General features: G+C 69.8%; 19 protein-coding genes. 14 read left to right on the forward strand and 5 right to left on the reverse strand.

Annotated features, from left to right (window positions below; all coding sequences use genetic code 11):
- Positions 1–17: 17 nt before the first annotated feature.
- Complete coding sequence (locus tag ACTRO_RS15445) at positions 18–989, reverse strand: beta-ketoacyl-ACP synthase 3 (RefSeq protein ID WP_051450885.1); 972 nt, start codon at positions 987–989, stop codon at positions 18–20.
- Between the two features lie 226 nt (positions 990–1215).
- Here ACTRO_RS15445 and ACTRO_RS15450 point away from each other — a divergent pair, with 226 nt between their 5' ends.
- From ACTRO_RS15450 to fabG, 9 genes are read left to right on the forward strand one after another with little or no spacing between them, the layout of a single operon-like run.
- On the forward strand, positions 1216–2490 hold the full coding sequence (locus ACTRO_RS15450) for a type III PLP-dependent enzyme (protein WP_034263767.1): 1275 nt from the start codon (positions 1216–1218) through the stop codon (positions 2488–2490).
- A gap of 19 nt (positions 2491–2509) precedes the next feature.
- A complete protein-coding gene (locus ACTRO_RS15455; RefSeq protein WP_034263768.1) occupies positions 2510–2764 on the forward strand; it encodes an acyl carrier protein in 255 nt (84 codons plus the stop codon).
- 3 nt (positions 2765–2767) lie between these two features.
- Positions 2768–3406 carry an acyl-CoA dehydrogenase family protein gene (locus ACTRO_RS48900; RefSeq protein ID WP_034263770.1) on the forward strand — a complete coding sequence of 213 codons (639 nt, stop codon included), beginning with the start codon at positions 2768–2770 and terminating at the stop codon, positions 3404–3406.
- Between the two features lie 2 nt (positions 3407–3408).
- Positions 3409–4566 (forward strand): acyl-CoA dehydrogenase family protein, encoded by a 1158-nt coding sequence (locus tag ACTRO_RS15465; protein ID WP_051450886.1) that lies wholly within the window; start codon positions 3409–3411, stop codon positions 4564–4566.
- On the forward strand, positions 4563–6266 hold the full coding sequence (locus tag ACTRO_RS15470; RefSeq protein WP_034263771.1) for a phytoene desaturase family protein: 1704 nt from the start codon (positions 4563–4565) through the stop codon (positions 6264–6266). Before ACTRO_RS15465 ends, ACTRO_RS15470 begins: the two co-directional genes overlap by 4 nt.
- The gene (locus ACTRO_RS15475; protein WP_034263773.1) at positions 6263–7201 is read left to right on the forward strand and encodes a 3-oxoacyl-[acyl-carrier-protein] synthase III C-terminal domain-containing protein; all 939 of its coding nucleotides are present in this window, start codon (positions 6263–6265) and stop codon (positions 7199–7201) included. The genes ACTRO_RS15470 and ACTRO_RS15475 overlap by 4 nt, the downstream gene beginning before the upstream one ends.
- A gap of 13 nt (positions 7202–7214) precedes the next feature.
- Positions 7215–8153 (forward strand): hypothetical protein, encoded by a 939-nt coding sequence (locus ACTRO_RS43360; RefSeq protein WP_051450887.1) that lies wholly within the window; start codon positions 7215–7217, stop codon positions 8151–8153.
- On the forward strand, positions 8150–9661 hold the full coding sequence (locus ACTRO_RS15485) for a class I adenylate-forming enzyme family protein (protein WP_034263774.1): 1512 nt from the start codon (positions 8150–8152) through the stop codon (positions 9659–9661). Before ACTRO_RS43360 ends, ACTRO_RS15485 begins: the two co-directional genes overlap by 4 nt.
- 10 nt (positions 9662–9671) lie before the next feature.
- Positions 9672–10418, forward strand: coding sequence for a 3-oxoacyl-ACP reductase FabG (fabG, locus tag ACTRO_RS15490; protein ID WP_034263775.1), 747 nt, complete (start codon positions 9672–9674; stop codon positions 10416–10418).
- A 20-nt stretch (positions 10419–10438) separates the two neighbouring features.
- Here fabG and ACTRO_RS15495 read toward each other — a convergent pair whose 3' ends face one another.
- Both ACTRO_RS15495 and ACTRO_RS15500 read right to left on the reverse strand, forming a co-directional pair.
- Positions 10439–11032: a DUF4304 domain-containing protein gene (locus ACTRO_RS15495; protein ID WP_034263777.1), complete on the reverse strand. Its 594-nt coding sequence runs from the start codon at positions 11030–11032 to the stop codon at positions 10439–10441.
- A gap of 53 nt (positions 11033–11085) precedes the next feature.
- Positions 11086–11394, reverse strand: coding sequence for a hypothetical protein (locus tag ACTRO_RS15500; protein WP_157436230.1), 309 nt, complete (start codon positions 11392–11394; stop codon positions 11086–11088).
- 143 nt (positions 11395–11537) lie between these two features.
- Between ACTRO_RS15500 and ACTRO_RS15505 the strand changes: the two genes are divergently transcribed.
- Both ACTRO_RS15505 and ACTRO_RS15510 read left to right on the forward strand, forming a co-directional pair.
- Positions 11538–13238 carry a SpoIIE family protein phosphatase gene (locus tag ACTRO_RS15505; protein WP_051450888.1) on the forward strand — a complete coding sequence of 567 codons (1701 nt, stop codon included), beginning with the start codon at positions 11538–11540 and terminating at the stop codon, positions 13236–13238.
- Positions 13239–13381: 143 nt separating this feature from the next.
- Positions 13382–14344, forward strand: a complete 963-nt coding sequence (locus ACTRO_RS15510) for a hypothetical protein (RefSeq protein WP_157436232.1) — start codon at positions 13382–13384, stop codon at positions 14342–14344.
- A gap of 89 nt (positions 14345–14433) precedes the next feature.
- On the opposite strand, the gene ACTRO_RS15515 is transcribed toward ACTRO_RS15510, so the two are convergent.
- The gene (locus ACTRO_RS15515; RefSeq protein ID WP_051450889.1) at positions 14434–15609 is read right to left on the reverse strand and encodes a DUF4037 domain-containing protein; all 1176 of its coding nucleotides are present in this window, start codon (positions 15607–15609) and stop codon (positions 14434–14436) included.
- Here ACTRO_RS15515 and ACTRO_RS15520 point away from each other — a divergent pair.
- The 3 genes from ACTRO_RS15520 (at position 15586) to ACTRO_RS47225 (ending at position 16808) form a co-directional block, all read left to right on the forward strand.
- Entirely contained in the window at positions 15586–16119 is a 534-nt protein-coding gene (locus tag ACTRO_RS15520) for a hypothetical protein (protein WP_211244265.1), read from the forward strand. The genes ACTRO_RS15515 and ACTRO_RS15520 overlap by 24 nt on opposite strands.
- Before the next feature lie 37 nt (positions 16120–16156).
- Positions 16157–16564, forward strand: a complete 408-nt coding sequence (locus ACTRO_RS43365; protein ID WP_051450890.1) for an Imm10 family immunity protein — start codon at positions 16157–16159, stop codon at positions 16562–16564.
- 88 nt (positions 16565–16652) lie between these two features.
- The gene (locus ACTRO_RS47225) at positions 16653–16808 is read left to right on the forward strand and encodes a hypothetical protein (protein ID WP_157436234.1); all 156 of its coding nucleotides are present in this window, start codon (positions 16653–16655) and stop codon (positions 16806–16808) included.
- Between the two features lie 62 nt (positions 16809–16870).
- On the opposite strand, the gene ACTRO_RS15530 is transcribed toward ACTRO_RS47225, so the two are convergent.
- Positions 16871–17086: a hypothetical protein gene (locus ACTRO_RS15530; protein ID WP_157436236.1), complete on the reverse strand. Its 216-nt coding sequence runs from the start codon at positions 17084–17086 to the stop codon at positions 16871–16873.
- Between the last annotated feature and the right edge of the window lie 78 nt (positions 17087–17164).

Below are 17164 nucleotides of genomic sequence, written 5' to 3' on the forward strand. Positions count from 1 at the left end.
TGCGCGGCCGCCCGGTTTCAGGGCAGCCGGACGACCTGGCCGGCGTAGGACAGGCCGGCGCCGAACCCGAGGAGCAGGGCCAGATCGCCGCTCTGCGTCCGGCCGGACTCGTACAGGGTGTTGAGCGCGAGCGGTATCGAGGCGCCGGAGGTGTTGCCGGTGGTGACCACGTCGCGCACGACCTGGTCCGAAGGGAACTGGAGCATCCGGGTCAGGGTGTCGATGATCCGGCGGTTGGCCTGGTGCGGCACGAACCACTTCACGTCGGCGAGCGTCACCCCGGCCGCCTCGCAGGCCTGCCGGGCCACCTTCGGCATGGTCGCGGTGGACCACTTGTAGACCAGCGGACCGTCCATGAACACGTACTCGACCCCGGGGGCGACGAAGTTGCTCATCAGCACGTCGCGCCGGCCGCCGTCGCTGCCCCAGACCACCGGCGAGACGCCGGGGTCCTCGGACCGCGACAGCAGGACCGCGCCGGCCCCGTCGCCGAAGATGACGAAGGTGTCGGGGTCCTCCGGGTTGAGCAGGTGGGAGACCTTCTCCGCGCCGATCACGAGCGCGTTGCGCGCCTCGCCGAGCCGGATCGCGTTGGAGGCCAGGGCGAGGGAGTAGGCGAAGCCGGCGCACACCGCGTTCACGTCGAAGGCGCCCGGAGCCGGCACCCCGATCATCGAGGCGATCATGGCCGCCTCGCCCGGGATCCGCCGGCTGCGGGTGGCGCTGGCCAGCACGAGCAGGTCCACCTCGGCCGGGTCGACGCCGGACATCGCCAGCGCCTTGGTGCCGGCCGCCGCGGCCATCATGGCCACGTCCTCGTCTTCCCCGCCGTAGTACCGGGTCTCGATGCCGGTGCGCTCCAGGATCCAGTCGGCCTCGACCCCGCACATCCGGCCTATCTGCGTGTTGTCCATCAACCGGGTGGGGCGGTACGCGCCCAGCCCGGTGATCGTCGAACCCGTGACGCTCGAGGCGTTGATACCCGGCACGACGCACCTCCCTTTCCGCACAGTGGCCGCGCCTCCGCGGTCCCCTGGAAAAGCAACGGTGCACGCCGGGCCTATATGTTCTCTATAACGGTCCGAATATGGCAAAGATATAGACGGCGCGGCCAGGCTGGCCCCGGCGCTTCGCGACCACATGCGCTCGCGTGCCGGTCGCGGCCGTTTCGCGCGCCGAAAACCCGTCCGTATTCGAGCATGGAGGTGTCCCGGCATGTGGGCGAACGATCCGGCCGTCGCCGCCGACACCTATCGATTCCTTGCCGAGAAATACGGCACGCCGCTCTATGTCTACGACGGCTCGGCGCTCACCGGCGCGCTGCGCGAACTGAGCGAGGCGCTGCACCCGGCGATGGAGGTGTTCTACTCGCTCAAGGCGAATCCGAACATCACCCTGGCCGGGCTGCTCGCCGTGCACGGCGCGCGGGCCGAGGTCTCCTCGCTGGTCGAGCTGCGCACCGCGCTGCGCGCCGGGTTCCGGCCGCAGGACGTCATCTTCCTCGGCCCGGGCAAGAGCACGCAGGAGCTGGCCGCGTGCGTGGAGGCCGGGATCTACGCCGCCGTCGTCGAGTCCTTCGACGAACTGGGCGAGCTGGACCGGCTGGCCGCCGCGCGCGGCGTGCGCCAAGCGGCGCTGATCCGGATCAACCCGCGGGAGGCCGGAAACGGCTCGCGGCTGACCATGGGCGGCAAGCCGCGCCAGTTCGGCATCGACGAGGAGCAGGTCCTGGCGGCCGGCCCGCTGGCCGAACGGTATCCGGCGCTGGACGTGATCGGCGTACACGCGTATCTGGGCACCCGGATTCTGGACGCCACGGCCGTGGTGGACAACACCGCCCGGGTCCTCGAACTGGCCGAGCGGGTGGCCGAGGCCACCGGGATCGACCTGCGCGCGGTGGACGTCGGCGGCGGGCTGGGGGTGGCCTACTTCGAAAAGGAGGAGGACCCGGACCTCGGCGTGTTGCGCGCCGGGCTGCGCCCGCTGGTCGAGTCGTTCCGCCGGCGCCACCCCGATACACGGCTGCTGTTCGAGTCCGGACGCTACCTCGCCGCCCGAGCCGGGGTGTACGCGGTCTCCGTGCGCGGGGTCAAGGAGTCGATGGGCCGTCAGTTCGCGGTGACCGACGGCGGCACGCACCACCACATGGCCGCGGTCGGCGTCGGCTCCTATGTGCGGCGCAACTTCCCGGTGCGGCTGCTGAGCCGGCCGGATGAGCCGCCGACGGGCGCCTGGCAGCTGACCGGGCCGCTGTGCACTCCCAACGACACCATCGCCAAGGACGTGGAACTGCCCGAGCTGCGCCCGGGCGACCTGATCGGGATCCTGCGCTCCGGCGCCTACGGCCCCACCGCGTCCCCGGGGCTGTTCCTGAGCCACGGCTTCCCCGCCGAGGTGCTGCTCCACCAGGGCCGGGACTACCTGGTACGGGACCGCGACCTGCCCGAGGACCTGCTGCGCAAGCAGCACCACCACGAATTCGACGCCTGATGCCCGAGGGGGAGCAGCGATGGACCGCAACCGCGCCGTGGAAGAGATCAAGCTGGTGGTCGAGAAGGCCGTCGGCCGGGAGTTGCCGGACTTCGGCGAGGACACCGCGCTGCTGGCCGAGTTGAACCTGGACTCCAGCTCGCTGCTCGAGGTGCTGATGGATCTGGAGGACGCCGTCGGCTTCGAGGCGAACGTCGACGAGCTGGACGCCTCCGTGCTCGAGAGCGTGGGCAGCCTGGCCGACTTCGTGGTCCGGATGACGGCGGCGGTCTGACCGGTGCCAGCCACGATCACGCCGCCGGACCTGTTCGACGAGCTGACGGACCTCGGCCGGGAGCAAGGCCTGGCCGCCGGGCTGCGCCGGATCCTCGGCAACGCGGTGCCCGCTCCGCGGACCGCGAGCGGTCTGGCCCTGGTGCCGCGCGGGAGTTGCGGCGCGGAAGCGGTCGCGACGGGACCGCGGACCGATCCGCTCGTCGCCGCCGCAGGACTCGAACTCGTCCGTTTCGCCGATCCGGCTGCGCAGTCGGATCCGCGCGACGTGCCGGACCTGGCGCTCATGCTCGCCGCGGTCCGGCTCGGCGTGACCTCACGGCTGCTGGACCTGGCCGTCGACCATCTCTCCGCCCGCCGGGTCGAGGAAGCTGCGCTGATCGACAAACCGTTGCTGCGCGCGCAGATCGCCGATGCTGTGGCAGACCTCGAGCTCTGTCGCCACGGGTTGCGCACCGCCACCACGCCGGCCGCCGCGGAGGCGTTGCACGCCTGCCTCGCCAGGACTGCATGGTCTATCAGTACCCTGTTCGGCGCGAGTGGATACGTGCTCGATCATGCCGCACGGGAGCTGTACGCGGCAGAGCTCGTACACAGCGCCTGGGTCGGATCAGCCATCGATCACGTCGTCGGCGAGGCGTAGGCGTGGCCGCCGACATCGACCTGACCGCGCTCCGCGCCGAGGCCCGGGAACTGGCCCGCGGATTGCGCTCGGTGGCACTGGAGATCGACGCGGCACCTCTCGCCGCCGCCGACCTGCGCCACCCCGCGCTGGAGGCGGTGCAGACCTACGACCCGGTCCGCCTGGGCAATCTGGGCCAGGCTGTGGCATTGCTCGAACTCGCCGCCGGGGACGCCGGCGCCGTGCTCGCCTGCCCTGGGCCCGCTCTGGCCGGAGTGCTGGTTCGGATCCTCGGCGACGAGGCGCAGAACGAGCGGCTGCGAGCGGCGGTCGCCGACGGACGCACCTGGGGCTACCTGGCCGTGACCGAGCCGGACGCGGGCAGCGACGTGACCCGGCTGTCCACCGAACTTCGCCCGGACGGCGACGGCGGCCACCTGCTCTACGGACGCAAGCGCTACATCGGCAACGGTTACCGCGGCGACGTCGGCGTGGTGCTGGCCCGCACGGGTCCCGGCCCGGTGGCGCTGCGAGCCGCGCTGTTGACCAGCCGGCCGGCGCAGCTGACCGCCGCGCCGCTGGACACCGTCGGGCTGCGCGGCGCGCAGATCAGTGAGCTGACTTTCGACGGAGTGCCGATAGCCGCGGAGGACCTGCTCGGCAACCACTTGACACCGCTGCGCCGCGGCATGTGGGGCGTCCAACAGGCGTTCAACACCGTGCGGGTACAGGTCGCGGCGATGGCCGTGGGCACGGCGGCCGCAGTGCACGCCTACGTCCGCGCCGAGCGTGTGTCCTGGAACGCCTCGGACCTCGCGCAGCTGGACGCCGCGCGGGCGGAGACCGAAGCTGCCCGGAACCTGGTGCTCCAGGCGGCCGCCGAACTCGACGCCGACCGGAGGCAGGAGTACCTGCCCGCGCTGGCCAAGCTGACAGCGGTGCGCACGGCTCGCGACCACTGCCGACGACTGCCGCGGCTGCTGGGCCGCGGCGCGTTCCTGGAGCACCCGTTGCTGGAGAAGTGGTGGCGCGACAGCGCAGCCTTCGAGTTCATGGAGGGCACCAGCCACATCCAGCGGCTGCACACGGCGCAGGGCTATCTCAAGGCCCGCCCGGCCGTGCGGACCGCCCACGCGAACGGCGCCGCGCGCCCGACGCCCACCGAGGCCGTGACCCGATGACCGCTAACTCCGTCGCAGACCACGAACACTGGGACGCCGTCGTGATCGGCGCCGGGATCGGCGGCCTGACCTGCGCCGCTTACCTGGCGGCGCAAGGGCTCGGCGTCCTGGTCCTGGAGCGGCACTCGATCGCCGGCGGCAGCACCCAGGTGTTCCGCCGCCGCGGCGTATACGAGTTCGATGTGGGCACGCACTACATCGGCGACTGCGGGCCGGACGGCGTGGTGCACCACATCTACCGCGGTCTGGGCCTGACCGACCGGATCAACTTCCGGGAGATCGATCCGGACTGCTTCGACCGGATCCGGCTGCCCTCGGTCAGCGTCGACGTGCCACGAGGCTGGGACCGGTACGCCAAGCGGCTGACCGAGGCGTTGCCCGCGGAGGCCGAGGGCCTGACCCGCTACGTGGAGATCGTCTCCTCGCTGCACGGCGCTCTGACCTCGATGATGATCACTCCTGACGCGCCGCTGCCGCCGTCGCCGCTGATCCGCTGGGCCAGGGCGACCCTGGGCCAGCTGATCCGGCACTGCGGACTGTCCCCGCGCGCAGCAACCGTCCTGGCCGCGCAGACGATCAACTACGGCGTCGGCCCGGACGAGATGTCAGTGCTCGGCCACGTCGGAATGCTGGGCAGCTACATGTTCGGCGCCTACTACCCCGAGGGTGGCGGCCAGATGCTGGCCGCGACCATGATCGAGGCGCTGACCGCCCACGGCGGCGAACTGCGCACCCGCGCCGAGGTGGCCGCGATCGAGGTGGACCGGGACCGGGTCACCGGGGTCCGGCTGGCCACCGGCGAGCGGATCGAGGCACCGATCGTCGTCTCCGACGCCGACTACCGCCACACCGTCCTCTGCCTGCTCGGCGGAAAGCACCTGCCCGCGGACGCGGTCGCGCGGGCATCGGCCGCGACCATGGCACTGCCGCTGGTCGTCGCCTTCCTCGCGCTCGACCGGGCCGAGGTGGACCTGCCCGCGAGCAACCTGTGGTGGCACGGATCCGAAGACGTCTACGAGACCCACGCGGCGCTCAACCGCGGCGAGCCGACACTCGAGCCGCGCTTCGCGTTCCTCAGTTCCGGCACCGCCAAGGGCGGACCGGCCGGTCCGGCCGACCGGGCGCCGCACCACACCCTCGAAATCATGACCCTGATACCGGCGGACCGCGCGCCGCTGAGCGGGCCGTGTACCGAAGCCCCGGCCCACGACTACCGCCGCGATCCGGCATATCAGCGGGAGAAGGAACGGATGGGCCAGGCCTTGGTGGACGTGGCAGAACACGCACTCGGTCTGGAAGGGCTGCGCAAGCACATCCTGCACTACGAGGTGTCCACCCCGATGACCCAGAGCAGATTCACCCTGACCGGCGGCGGCACCCCCTACGGGCTGGCCGCGATCCCAGCCCAGTTTGGCGCCGGCCGCCCGGACCACCGCACGGCGCTGCCCGGCCTGTACCTGGTCGGCGCGGACACCCGCAGCGGCTTCGGCATCGGCGGCGCGCTGGCCGGCGCAGTCCGCTGCGCCGGACTGATCCTGGACCGGCCGCTGCTGACCGAGGTCTGCCGCGGCGAGCAGATCGCCGCGGCCGCGGCGCTGCCCGAGCGTCCGCCCGGCTGGGACCCGCTGCTCGCCTCGCGCGGCTCGCGCGTCGCCCGGCACACGGCGGCCGGCCCGGCGGGCCGGGGGCGGGCTCGATGAGCGGCGCCGGTCTGGTGGAAGTGGCCGGCTACCTGCCGGAGGCAAGCCTGAGCCTGGAGGACGTGGCCGAGCCGCTCGGCCTCAACGCTCGGGAGGTGCGCCGCTACCGGCGGTTCTTCGGCCTGGACCGGGTCCGCTGGGATCCGGATGCGCGGCAGGCGGACCTGTTGACCGCGGCGGCCCGACAGCTGGCCACGCTGCCGGACAACCGGCACCGAGTCCGATACGTGCTGCACGCGCGGACCCTCGAGCCGACCGGGCCGTACTCGTCCGCGCCGCTGCTCGAGACGGTCCGGAACCTGGGGCTGGGCCACGCCCAGGCGTTCACCGTCAGCCAGCACGCCTGCGCCTCCGGGCTGCTCGCCGTGCACCTGGCCGGCAGCCTGCTGGCAGAGCTCGACGACCCGGACGCCCTGGTCCTGGTCCTGGCCGGGGAGAAGACCTATCCGCACGTGGCCAGGTACATGCCGGCCGTGATGGTGATGGGCGAATCCTCGTCGGCCTGCCTGGTCGGGACCCGCAGCCGCCGGGACACGGTGGTCGCCTACCAGACCGCCACCTACGGCGAGTACTCGGAGATGACGGTGCTGTCCGCCGAATCGGTGGCCGCGTTCGAGAAGTCCTATGTGCCGTCGCTGGCCGACCTCATCGCGGCGGCCCTGGCCGAAGCCGGGATCGGCCTCGAGGACCTGCGGCTGATCCTGCCGCACAACGTGAACCGGTACTCCTGGACGATGCTGTGCAAACTACTGGATATACCGACGGAACGGGTACTGCTCGAGAACATCCCGGTCACCGGCCACTGCTTCTGCGCGGACCCGTTCATCAACTATCGCAGCGCGGTCGAGTCCGAACTCATCCGCCCCGGAGACCACTATCTGATGGTCAGCGCCGGGGTGGGTGCGACGTTCTCCGCGCTGCTGGTCCAGCACTAGGACAGGGGGGCACGTGTTACGACTGACCACAGCCCGGCACCTGGAACTCGGCCGCAATCCGGAGTTCCCGCCGTACGACGGCCTGGCCGCGTTCTTCGCCGAGCGCTGCGCGCCGTACGGCGTCCACGTGGACACCGAGCAGGCGCTGCCCGGCAACCACAACAGCTACCCGTACCTCGTCACCCAGGCACTGGCGGCCCTGAACGTTCCGGCGGCACCACCGCCGGACCTGGTCGTCATCGCGCACGCGCTGCCCGACTGCGACCTGGCGACCTCAGTAGCCGGACACGTCCAGCAGCTGCTGACCGGCCAGCCGATGGTCTTCGCCGTCACCGATCAGGGCCGCACAACCGCGTTCGCCGCCCTGCGCGCGGCCGGAGCGCTCGCCCGCGGCGGCGGATACCAGCGGATCGCGGTGCTCGCCCTGGATCAGGGCACGATCGCTTACCGCGACCCGGCTCTGGCCGATCTGGACCCGTCCACCGACCACGCAGTCGGCATGCTGTTCACCGCCGAGGGGCTCGCCGAGCTGACCGCTCTGCGCACGTTGCCCGAGGTCGAACCGGACCAGGTCGGTACCGTCCTGGCAACGGAACTGGCCAAGATCGCGCCGTCGGCCTGGCCGGAGGACCAAGGGCCTGTGCGTTCGCCCTTCCGGCCGGCCGAGCCGGTCCTGATCCTCGGCCACGGCCCGCGCACCGGCCGTCTCGCCGACGAACTGCCCGACCCGGGTGAACTGCCCGGGCCGTGGCGGGTGCGCCAAGCGGCCCCCGGCCGGATCTGCACCCGCGTCTGGACCGAACTGGCCGCCGAGCTCGCCGCCGCGCCGGACCAGCGCAAGGACCGCCTCACCGTGGTCGCCGAGTACGACCAGGAGCTGCGTTACCTGGCCCTGGTCTCCTTCAACCTCCGGGCGGTCGCGGACCCGCCTGGGCAAGGGGCGCCGTCTTGACCTCCACCCTGCTGCACCACATCCTCGACGAGGCCGCCGAACTCCGGCCGGACGCGCCCGCGTTGACACACGCCGACAGGACACTGACGTACGCGGAGCTGGCCGAGGCCAGCCGGCACGCCGCGACCAGGCTCGCCGAGACCGGGGTGAAGCGCGGCGACCGAGTGGTGGTGATCATGCCGAACCACTCGGGCACGGTCGCGCTCACCTACGCCTGCTCCCGCATCGGCGCTGTCTTCGTGCTCTTACACGAGCAGGTGCGCGGCGCCGGACTGCGGCACGTGTACGACGACGCCGAGCCGACCCTGGTCGTCACCGCGGACCCGGACGCCAGGGAGACCGCCGTCAGCTGCGGTATCCACGTCGCAGACCTCGAAGATCTGACGACTCCCCCGCCCTCGCCCGGCGTCTCCCTCTCCGCCGACGCCGTCCTGACCGTCGACCCGATCTGCCTCATCTACACCTCCGGCAGCACCGGCATGCCCAAGGCCGTGGTCAGCACCCACGCCCAACTGCTCTTCGCCGCGCAGGCGATTCAAGGCTGCCTCGGCTACCGTCCCGACGACACCGTCTACGCACCCTTGCCCCTGTCCTTCGACTACGGGCTCTACCAGGTGTTCCTCGCGGCTCTCGGCGGCGCGCACGTATGGCTCGGCGCGTCCTCGGACGTCGGCCCGGCACTGCTGCGCAACCTGCGCCGCTCCCGGGCAACCGTGCTGCCCGGTGTCCCGTCGCTCGCCGACAACCTGGCGAAAATGCTTGAGCGCTACGGTGGCGATCTGCATCTTCGTCTACTGACGAACACCGGTGCGGCGATGCCCGTGCAGACCTTGGCCACGTTGCGCCAACACGTCCCCACGCTCAAGGTGCAGCTGATGTTCGGGCTCACCGAGTGCAAGCGCGTCTCGATCATGCCCCCCGACGAGGACCTGCGCCGCCCCGGAGCCAGCGGTCTGCCGCTGCCCGGCACCGAGGTCTTGGTTCTCGACGAGGACGGCCACCCGGTGCCGCCCGGCACCATCGGCGAACTCGTGGTGCGCGGCCCGCACGTGATGGCCGGCTACTGGCGCCGCCCGGAACTGACCGAACAGCGCTTCCCGCGGATCCACGGCCTGTTCCCCGAATTGCACTCGGGCGACTACGGCTGGCTCGACGAGGACGGCTTTCTGTACTTCAGCGGCAGACGCGACGACGTCTACAAATCGCACGGCTACCGGGTCAGCTCCACCGAGGTCGAGGCGGCGGCGCTCCGGGTGCCCGGCGTCGAGGCGGCAGCCGTACTCTCCCCCACCGCCGAGCGCCCGTATCCGGTCCTGTTCGCGGTCAGCAAGCTCGACCCGGTGGAGCTGCTGGCCCGGCTGCGGGAGGAACTGGAGCCGTACAAGGTCCCGGACCGGTGCGAACTGCTCCCCGAACTTCCCTTGACCGGCAACGGAAAAACCGACCGCAAGGCGCTCGCGGCCACCCTGGCCGACCCGCGACAACCGACCTCACCGCAGCAACACTAGGGAGCCCACCATGAACAGCGACCGTCGCCCCGTCGCCCTCGTCACCGGAGGCTCGCGCGGCATCGGCCGCGCCGTGGCCGCCCGGCTAGCCGAGGACGGCTACGACCTGAGCCTGTGCTACCAGTCCGACCAGGACGCCGGCGAGAAGTCCGCCGCGGAGGCCCGCGAACACGGCGCCCGGGTGCTGCTGCACCGGGTCGACGTGGCCGATCTGGAGCAGGTGCGCTCCTTCGTCCAAGACACCGAGAACGACCTCGGAGCCATCGACGCCGTCGTCACGGCCGCCGGGATCATCAAGGACACGCCGCTCGCGCTGATGAGCGACGAAGCCTGGAACTCAGTGCTCGATGTCAACCTGGGCGGGACGTACAACGTCTGCCGCACTGTGATCCGCGCGATGATGAAGCGGCGCGCCGGGGCCATCGTCACCCTCTCCAGCGCCGCCGGCGTGGTCGGCACCGCGATGCAGACCAACTACTGCGCCTCCAAGGCCGGCATCATCGGCTTCACCAAGGCGCTGTCCAAGGAGGTCGGCCGCTACGGCATCCGCGCGAACACGGTGGCTCCGGGCTACGTGGACACGGACATGATCGCCGGCCTGCCGGAGAAGCAGGCCTCGATGATCATCGACCAGGTGTGCCTCGGCCGGACCGGGCGGCCCGAGGAGATCGCCGCCACGGTCTCGTTCCTGCTCTCCTCACAGGCTTCTTACATCACAGGCCAGACCCTCGTCGTCGACGGCGGCCTGGCCCTGTAAGCGGGCCCGGTTGGGGAAAGTCAGGCGAGCAACGCGAGCATCGCGGGCAGGGCATGGTCTCGAATCGCCACGATGAGGTCATCCGCGACGTCATCAGTGGGGAACCCGGCCCACACCGACCACCAGTAGTCGTAGCCGTGGTGGCTGACTTCTCCGAGGCGTTCACTCCAGCCCACCCCGTACCCGCAATCCGGGTCCGGCCCATCCGCGGGCTCGGACACCGCGGGCTGCGTGGCCGACCACTCCGCATGCGATATCACCGACAGGTTCGCCGTGAACGTCGCCAGGGTCCACGAATTCCCACGCGACTGCTGAAACGAGAGGGTGGCGTAGTGATCTGGCGACGGGAGCGTAAACGTCTTGCCCGATCCCGTGAACCCCAGCCGCTTCAACTCGGGCCTCACTCTCGACCGCATCATGGCCGTGTAGCCGTCCCGAGCCGATGGTCCGATCTTGCTCGACGACGAGGAATCCATCCCCGTCTCCCCCGTGGCCTTGTCGACCCACACGGCGCTCGCCCAACCGGCGCTGCCCTCCCAGCCGACTATGGCCCGCCAGATCGGTCCGATGTCGGCGACCGCCTTGACGTGGAACGCACCGGCCGGCTGACGCATGTTCGTGTCCAGCCAGAGTTGCGCTGCCTCTCGAGCGGCCGATTCCGTGTCTATCACGCTGACATTGTGCCCGCCGTCGGGGACGGCTCGGCGTCCAGTTCCCCGGCGACGCGGACGAGGCCGAAGTACGCCGTCGACGCGGTCTCCCGGTAGAAGCCGAATCGTTCCCAGAACGCCCGCTCAGAAGTGATCATGAGTCGGGGCGTGGCCACAACACAATAGAGAACGTGGAGCTCCGCCGCGGACAGGACGACCTCGGGGAACCGGTAGGCGAGCGCGAGGGACTTACCCACCCTCTGCGGCTCGTCGACGGCCAGGCGGTAGCGGCCGTCCGGGAGGAGGTCGAGGCTCAGGACTCTCATCGGATTACCGTATACCTGCATTCACGTCGAGCACCCAGACCACGAGCCGCGTTTCTCCGCGGCACTGGAACAAGGGCGTGATATACCTTTGCCGCGAGCGCCGCATCGAATCGTGCACGTCAGCCGAGATTCCGGGAAGAACCATGGACGCAGCGCGGAATGAGTCGTTGCAGTTCTTCCTGGCGGAGATTCCCGAGCAGTCCCCGTTCCACATCGTGGCGCTCGACACCCATCTGCGGATCCTCTGGGTCAACGCCGCGATGGCGCGCACCGCCGACCGCCCCTCGGAAAAGTGGGTGGGCCGACGACTCGCCCAGATGCTGCCGGGCCTGGACTCCGACGCGGTCGAGGCCATGCTCCGGCACATTCTCGCATCCGGGGAACGCGTGGTGGAGGTCGAGCAGCGGGGTCCCTGCTTTCGAGATTCACGGACGCACCGGGTGTGGAGCTGCAGCGGTTTCCGGCTCGAGGAGGGCGAGGACGTCGTCGGCGTGGCGCTGATCGCCAGCGACGTGACGCAGCGCAGCCATGACCGGCAACGGCTCGCCCTGTTGAACGAGGCGAGCGAGAAGATCGGCTCCACCCTCGACATCACCCGCACCGCGCAGGAGACCCTCGACGTCCTGATCCCGCACATCGGCGACGCGGCAAATATCAGCCTATTGTCCTACGTGCTGGACGGCGGTCCGCAGCCGCAGTTCGAGAAGGGTGACGACCTGCGCATGGAGATCGTCGCGACCCGCTGGCCGACGGTCCGGGAGCTGCCCGAGGCGTTCTTACGAGGGTCGGTCGCGTACCTGGACTCTGCGAGCCTGTACTACCAGCGGCTGTCCCAGGACAAGCCCATCTTCGTGGCGGAACTCTCCGAGACCACCGAGGAGTTCCGCGAGATGACCGGCAGCCCGTTCTTCGCACGGCGCCTGAACGCCGCGAAAGAGGCAGGCGCCCACTCCGCCATGATCCTGCCGATCACCGCTCGCGGCGCGGTCCTGGGCATCATCGCCATCTTCCGCACACGGCATCCCGGCTTCTCGGCTCAGGAACTCTCGCTCGCGCGCGACGTTCTCGTCCGCTCGGCGATCTGCCTGGACAACGCGCGCGCCTACACCCGGGAACGCTCCACCGCGCTCGCGCTGCAACGCAGCATGCTGCCCCAGAACATCGCGCGGACACCCGGTGTCGACCTCGTCTACCACTACGAGCCGGCCAACACGGCCGCCGAGATCGGCGGCGACTGGTTCGACGTCGCGCATCAGCCCGACGGCCGGATGGCGTTGATCATCGGAGACGTCACCGGGCACGACATCCGAGCGGCCTCCCTGATGGGACAGCTGCGTACGGTCACGCGCACGCTCGCCACCCTGGATCTCTCGCCGACGGAGGTCCTCACCCGGCTCGACGCCATCGTGGCCGAGATGGCCGGTGAGGCGGGCGCGACCTGCAACTACGTGGTACTCGACCCCGAAAGCGGACGCTGCGTCATCGCGCGGGCGGGCCATCCGCCACCCGCGCTCGTGCGGCCGGATGGAATCGTCGAGTTCCCCGACCTGCCGGCCGGACTGCCGCTCGGCGTCGGCGGCGCCGCGTTCGAGTCCTCCGAACTGCTCCTCGAACCGGGAAGCATCCTCGTGCTCTACACCGACGGCCTGATCGAGTCCCGCGAGGCCTCGATCGACGTCGGGATGGACAGACTCGCCCACGCGCTCTCCGCCGGAGTCGTGGAGTCGTTCGGATTCCAGTTCATCTCGGACCTCATCACCCGCCTCGTCCCCGATCCCGCGGACGACATCGCCGTCCTGCTGGCCCGCATCGCCGACGACGACTCCACGTCGGCAGCCATGTGACGCGACGTCAGCCGGGTCGGGTCATGGGGCGGTTCGCCCTGTGCATACGCTGATCACAACGGTGATACGATGGCGCGCCACTCCCCCGACTCAGTGTCCCGGCAATGGCAGAACACTGCTTCGGGTCCGGGAGGGGACTGTTCATGGTGGCATCTCGAGGTCTACGCGGCGCGGCCGCACTCAGTCTGCTGCTGGCACTCGGCACGGCATCACCGGCGCTAGCGGCGGTACCGATGGCGGACGCGACTACGTGCGCGACATTGCCAGGGCCTTCGTCGACCGTCTACACGGCGACGGACAGCCCTGCGACGGTCACCACCAGCGGCGGAAGCACCGTCCTGTCGATCACCTTCACCGCGGACACGGACTTCGACTACCTTGGACCGGAGTTCGCGCTCGACACACGCAACGACGGCATCAAGCCGACCTACACCCCGCCGAGCTATCAGTACAGTGTCAACGGCGGCAGCTGGCAAAGCGTGAGCACCACCTACGATTCCTCCGGAACGGTCGGCGGCGACAGCTGGGCGGCAGTTCTGCCGGAGTGGCAGAACGTTTCGAGCGGCAGCGTGGTCAATCTCAAGGTGCGCGTCACCTTCAGCCGCGACATGCCCACCGGAACCTACAAGAACTGGTTCGGGATCCAGGAGAACGAGATCTGCAGTGCGGAGAACCTCCCGCTCATAGGCAAGTCCCTGTCCCCCCTCACGTATTCACCCGTCGCCGCGCAGGTGACCCCCACCGCGCAGCCGACGACCGCCAAGCCCAAATCCGCCGGCTCCGCCGCGAGCACAGTGAACTCGCCGAGCGCCGCGAGCTCGACGGGCGCCTCGTCCAGCGCCTCCCCCGTCGTCTCGGCAACGGCGTCGGCGGCGGCAACTGTGTCAGCAACGGCGTCGGCGTCAGCCACCGGCACCGAGGCCGCCGCGGCTGTGACGCCTCCTCCCACTCCGTCTGTGGCCGTACTGAGCGACGTACAGCCCGCGGCTTCATCCAGTTCCAGCTCGTCGGCCTGGCTCGTCGTCCTGGGTGCGCTGGTACTCCTCGGCGCGGCAGGCGGCGGGACATTCGTGCTGCGGCGGCGGGCCAAGCATACGGAGAGCTGACCCCGCCCAGACCCTCGGCAAGCCATGGCGTATCCACTCCGGCCCGGCGCGGAATGTGACACCGCGCCGGGCAATTAGCATCAAGCCGTTTACGCGGGCAGCGCCCAGCGGCCGGTTTTCGGGCCTGTTAATGCATCGGATGCTGCCCGAACGGCCGGAAGGTCTCCCAGGAAGTCGGTGGAGTCGGCCCACTGGTCCGCCCCGCCGATGGGCTGGCGGGCCCGCAGTTCCGGGTCCTTGATGGAGTCCCACAGCGCCAGCGCGAACCGTTCGGCGTGGAGAACCTGGAACGGACGCCCGTAGTAGAGCCGCCGGGTCGGGTCGATCGGCTCGGCCGTGAGCCCCAGCGCGTTCTGACGCCGGGCCAGTTCCTCGTAAGCTTCGCAGAGCATCGCCTCCCGCTCCGCGTATCGGTCGGCCGCGAGCACGCCCTCCAGCAACGCGCTCAACTCCGCCGATCCCGGCACGTCCCGGCGAAACGCCGAACCCAGCCACTTCGAGTACGGCGCGTACCGGCGCTCCTGCAGCAGCGCCAGCCGCATCAATTCCCGCACCTGGCGGGCCGCGACCAGCCGGGATCCCAAGCCGTCCCCCACCTCGGCAGTCCGGCCGACGAACGCCTCCTCCTGCGCCAGCTTGACCCACTGTCCGGCCAGCAGGAATCGCCAGACATCCTCCGGATACCAGCCCAGCTGCTTTCGGACCGGGCCGAGCACGCCGAGCCCATCGTGGAACACCGCCCCAGCCGTCACTTCGGCTAAGCGCTGCTGCGGCACCGCCAGCCACTCGCCCACAGTGAGCGGCCCCGCCACCGGGTCGACTCCCAGCCGCGACCGGAGCCAGGCGGCCGGCTCGGCCACCCACACGTGGTGATTCTTCGGACCGTCCGTCAGCTCCAGATGTTCCACCGGGTCGTTCGGATCGTCCTTGCGCTGGTAGTGCACCGGCCAGCCGCGGACAGACGCAGGAAGCTGCTCAGCCAGCACTCGGCGGACCTCAGGCTCCGCCGCAGCGTCCTGCGGGCGCACGAAGACCTGGACGCTCGGGCCCCAGTCGTGGTCGGTGGAGCGGATCGTGTCGAAGCCCAGTACCTCCGAGCCGTGACCGATCCGGGCGGCCGAGTGCGCCAGGCCTGGGAAATGCTTGTCCAGAATCGGCCGTACTGCGTCCTCGTACAGGGCCTGGCACAGCTCCAGACCGGGCAGGAACTCGCGATCAGCAGTCACAGGTGCCCACCCTGCATGCAGCCGGCCCGCCACGTCCATCCCATTTCTCAAGGGCGAGCGGCCGGAGCACCACGCATGCGCAGTGATAATCGACGGGTGACTGGGAACGAGATCCGATTCGACTACCGGCGGCACGGCTATCGCGACGTGTACGAAATCATGCCGCACATCGACGGGGCGCCCCTCAACGAGCTGATCGACAGGTTCGAGACGGACGCGGGGATGCAGCCGGCCGGCGACGCATACGGCGGCCTCATCCCACTGTTCTTCCGGATCGGCCCGCTGGACGAGCACTTTCGCGGACGCTCCACCGATGCGGTATGGCCGAAGACGCCCGTGCTCGGCTGTGAGTGCGGCGAGGTGGGATGCTGGCCCCTCATGACCCAGATCACCGTGGCAGCCGACCGTGTGACCTGGGACTGCATCGAACAGCCTCACCGCAAGACGCGCGACTACACGGGCTTCGGCCCGTTCCGGTTCGACCGCCGCCAACACGATGACGCGTTGCGGGCGCTGACCGAGGCAGCAGACCTCTGCGAAGCGGACTGACTGACGGCCCGCACCGCCACTGGCTACGATCGGGGACATGACCGCACCGCACACAGGCACCGTGGTCAAGATCACGATCGACGACAACCGGGATGCCTTCGTCGTCGGACTGTTCGAACAAGAGGACGGCAGCGGATCGTACCTCTTGCTCATGTGTGCTGCGGCCGACCCCTCCGACCAGGACCGCGCCACCGGGCTGGACACCTACTGCCTCGTCGACCAGGACGAATCCGTCCACTACGGCGGTATCGTCTCGGCCGAGTTGTCTGGAGCGGTTCTGACTCTGGGCTTCGACGATGCCCTTGCGGAAGAGCTCGAATTCATCGATCCGAGCACGCTTGTGCTGGACGTGCCCGGTTCCGACGCAGCGAGACTCGCGGCCGGGCTACGACGGGTATTCATGTACGGGGACCCTGCGCACCGGCCGCTGCTGACAGGGATCTGAGTCGGCTGCCTGGATGCCGAAGTCAGCTCCAGCTCGCCGTTGCACGCCTCGCCGACAAAAGCGCTCGACTCCCCGAGCGTGCGGGGGAATGACGTCCGTCGTTGGCGAGATCGATACGAAGGATCAGGCGGGTCGGGAGGATGACGCGGACTCCCTGCTCGGCAGCGAGCTCCGCCAGATGCCGGAGGACATCTCGCCGCTCGAGCTCCGGCCCAATCGCCTCAGCCGGATGTTCGTCCGGTAGAGCGAGCTCATCCCGGCACGTCCGCAGGAGATCGCGTCGGGTTGCGGGGCGCGGTGACACGATCAGCTCGCGTCCTCCTCGCCGTCGTCCGACAGGGTATTGAGTGCTACCGCCATCGTGTTCAGTGCGACGGCGATGGTGGCGTGCGCGATGGACAACTGCGTGTGCTCGTACATGGCAGTCGTTCCGTGCCCGGCCGCGTGCGCTTTCGTCAGCTGGTCGTTGGCTTCGTCGATGTGGTCTTTCGAGGTCATCCCATGCGGCTCGCCGACAGTCATCGTCGTGACCCCTTCCCTGCGGTCCCTGTTCGTTGGATCAACAGAGGCAAAGTGACCGTCTTCGCCGTTCGCATGCCC

Origin of the sequence: Actinospica robiniae DSM 44927, from assembly GCF_000504285.1 — a bacterium.
Classification (GTDB): Bacteria; Actinomycetota; Actinomycetes; order Streptomycetales; family Catenulisporaceae; genus Actinospica; species Actinospica robiniae.

What these genes read in the sequence shown, in the direction of transcription:
- ACTRO_RS15450 (WP_034263767.1), top strand. Translation starts at nt 1,216, where the DNA reads ATGTGGGCGAACGATCCGGCCGTCGCCGCCGACACCTATCGATTCCTT.
- ACTRO_RS15455 (WP_034263768.1), top strand. Translation starts at nt 2,510, where the DNA reads ATGGACCGCAACCGCGCCGTGGAAGAGATCAAGCTGGTGGTCGAGAAG.
- ACTRO_RS15470 (WP_034263771.1), top strand. Translation starts at nt 4,563, where the DNA reads ATGACCGCTAACTCCGTCGCAGACCACGAACACTGGGACGCCGTCGTG.
- ACTRO_RS15475 (WP_034263773.1), top strand. Translation starts at nt 6,263, where the DNA reads ATGAGCGGCGCCGGTCTGGTGGAAGTGGCCGGCTACCTGCCGGAGGCA.
- fabG (WP_034263775.1), top strand. Translation starts at nt 9,672, where the DNA reads ATGAACAGCGACCGTCGCCCCGTCGCCCTCGTCACCGGAGGCTCGCGC.
- ACTRO_RS15495 (WP_034263777.1), bottom strand. Translation starts at nt 11,032, where the DNA reads ATGCGTCAGCCGGCCGGTGCGTTCCACGTCAAGGCGGTCGCCGACATC.
- ACTRO_RS15500 (WP_157436230.1), bottom strand. Translation starts at nt 11,394, where the DNA reads ATGAGAGTCCTGAGCCTCGACCTCCTCCCGGACGGCCGCTACCGCCTG.
- ACTRO_RS15505 (WP_051450888.1), top strand. Translation starts at nt 11,538, where the DNA reads ATGGACGCAGCGCGGAATGAGTCGTTGCAGTTCTTCCTGGCGGAGATT.
- ACTRO_RS15510 (WP_157436232.1), top strand. Translation starts at nt 13,382, where the DNA reads ATGGTGGCATCTCGAGGTCTACGCGGCGCGGCCGCACTCAGTCTGCTG.
- ACTRO_RS15520 (WP_211244265.1), top strand. Translation starts at nt 15,586, where the DNA reads ATGCAGCCGGCCCGCCACGTCCATCCCATTTCTCAAGGGCGAGCGGCC.
- ACTRO_RS15515 (WP_051450889.1), bottom strand. Translation starts at nt 15,609, where the DNA reads ATGGACGTGGCGGGCCGGCTGCATGCAGGGTGGGCACCTGTGACTGCT.
- ACTRO_RS43365 (WP_051450890.1), top strand. Translation starts at nt 16,157, where the DNA reads ATGACCGCACCGCACACAGGCACCGTGGTCAAGATCACGATCGACGAC.
- ACTRO_RS47225 (WP_157436234.1), top strand. Translation starts at nt 16,653, where the DNA reads ATGACGTCCGTCGTTGGCGAGATCGATACGAAGGATCAGGCGGGTCGG.
- ACTRO_RS15530 (WP_157436236.1), bottom strand. Translation starts at nt 17,086, where the DNA reads ATGACTGTCGGCGAGCCGCATGGGATGACCTCGAAAGACCACATCGAC.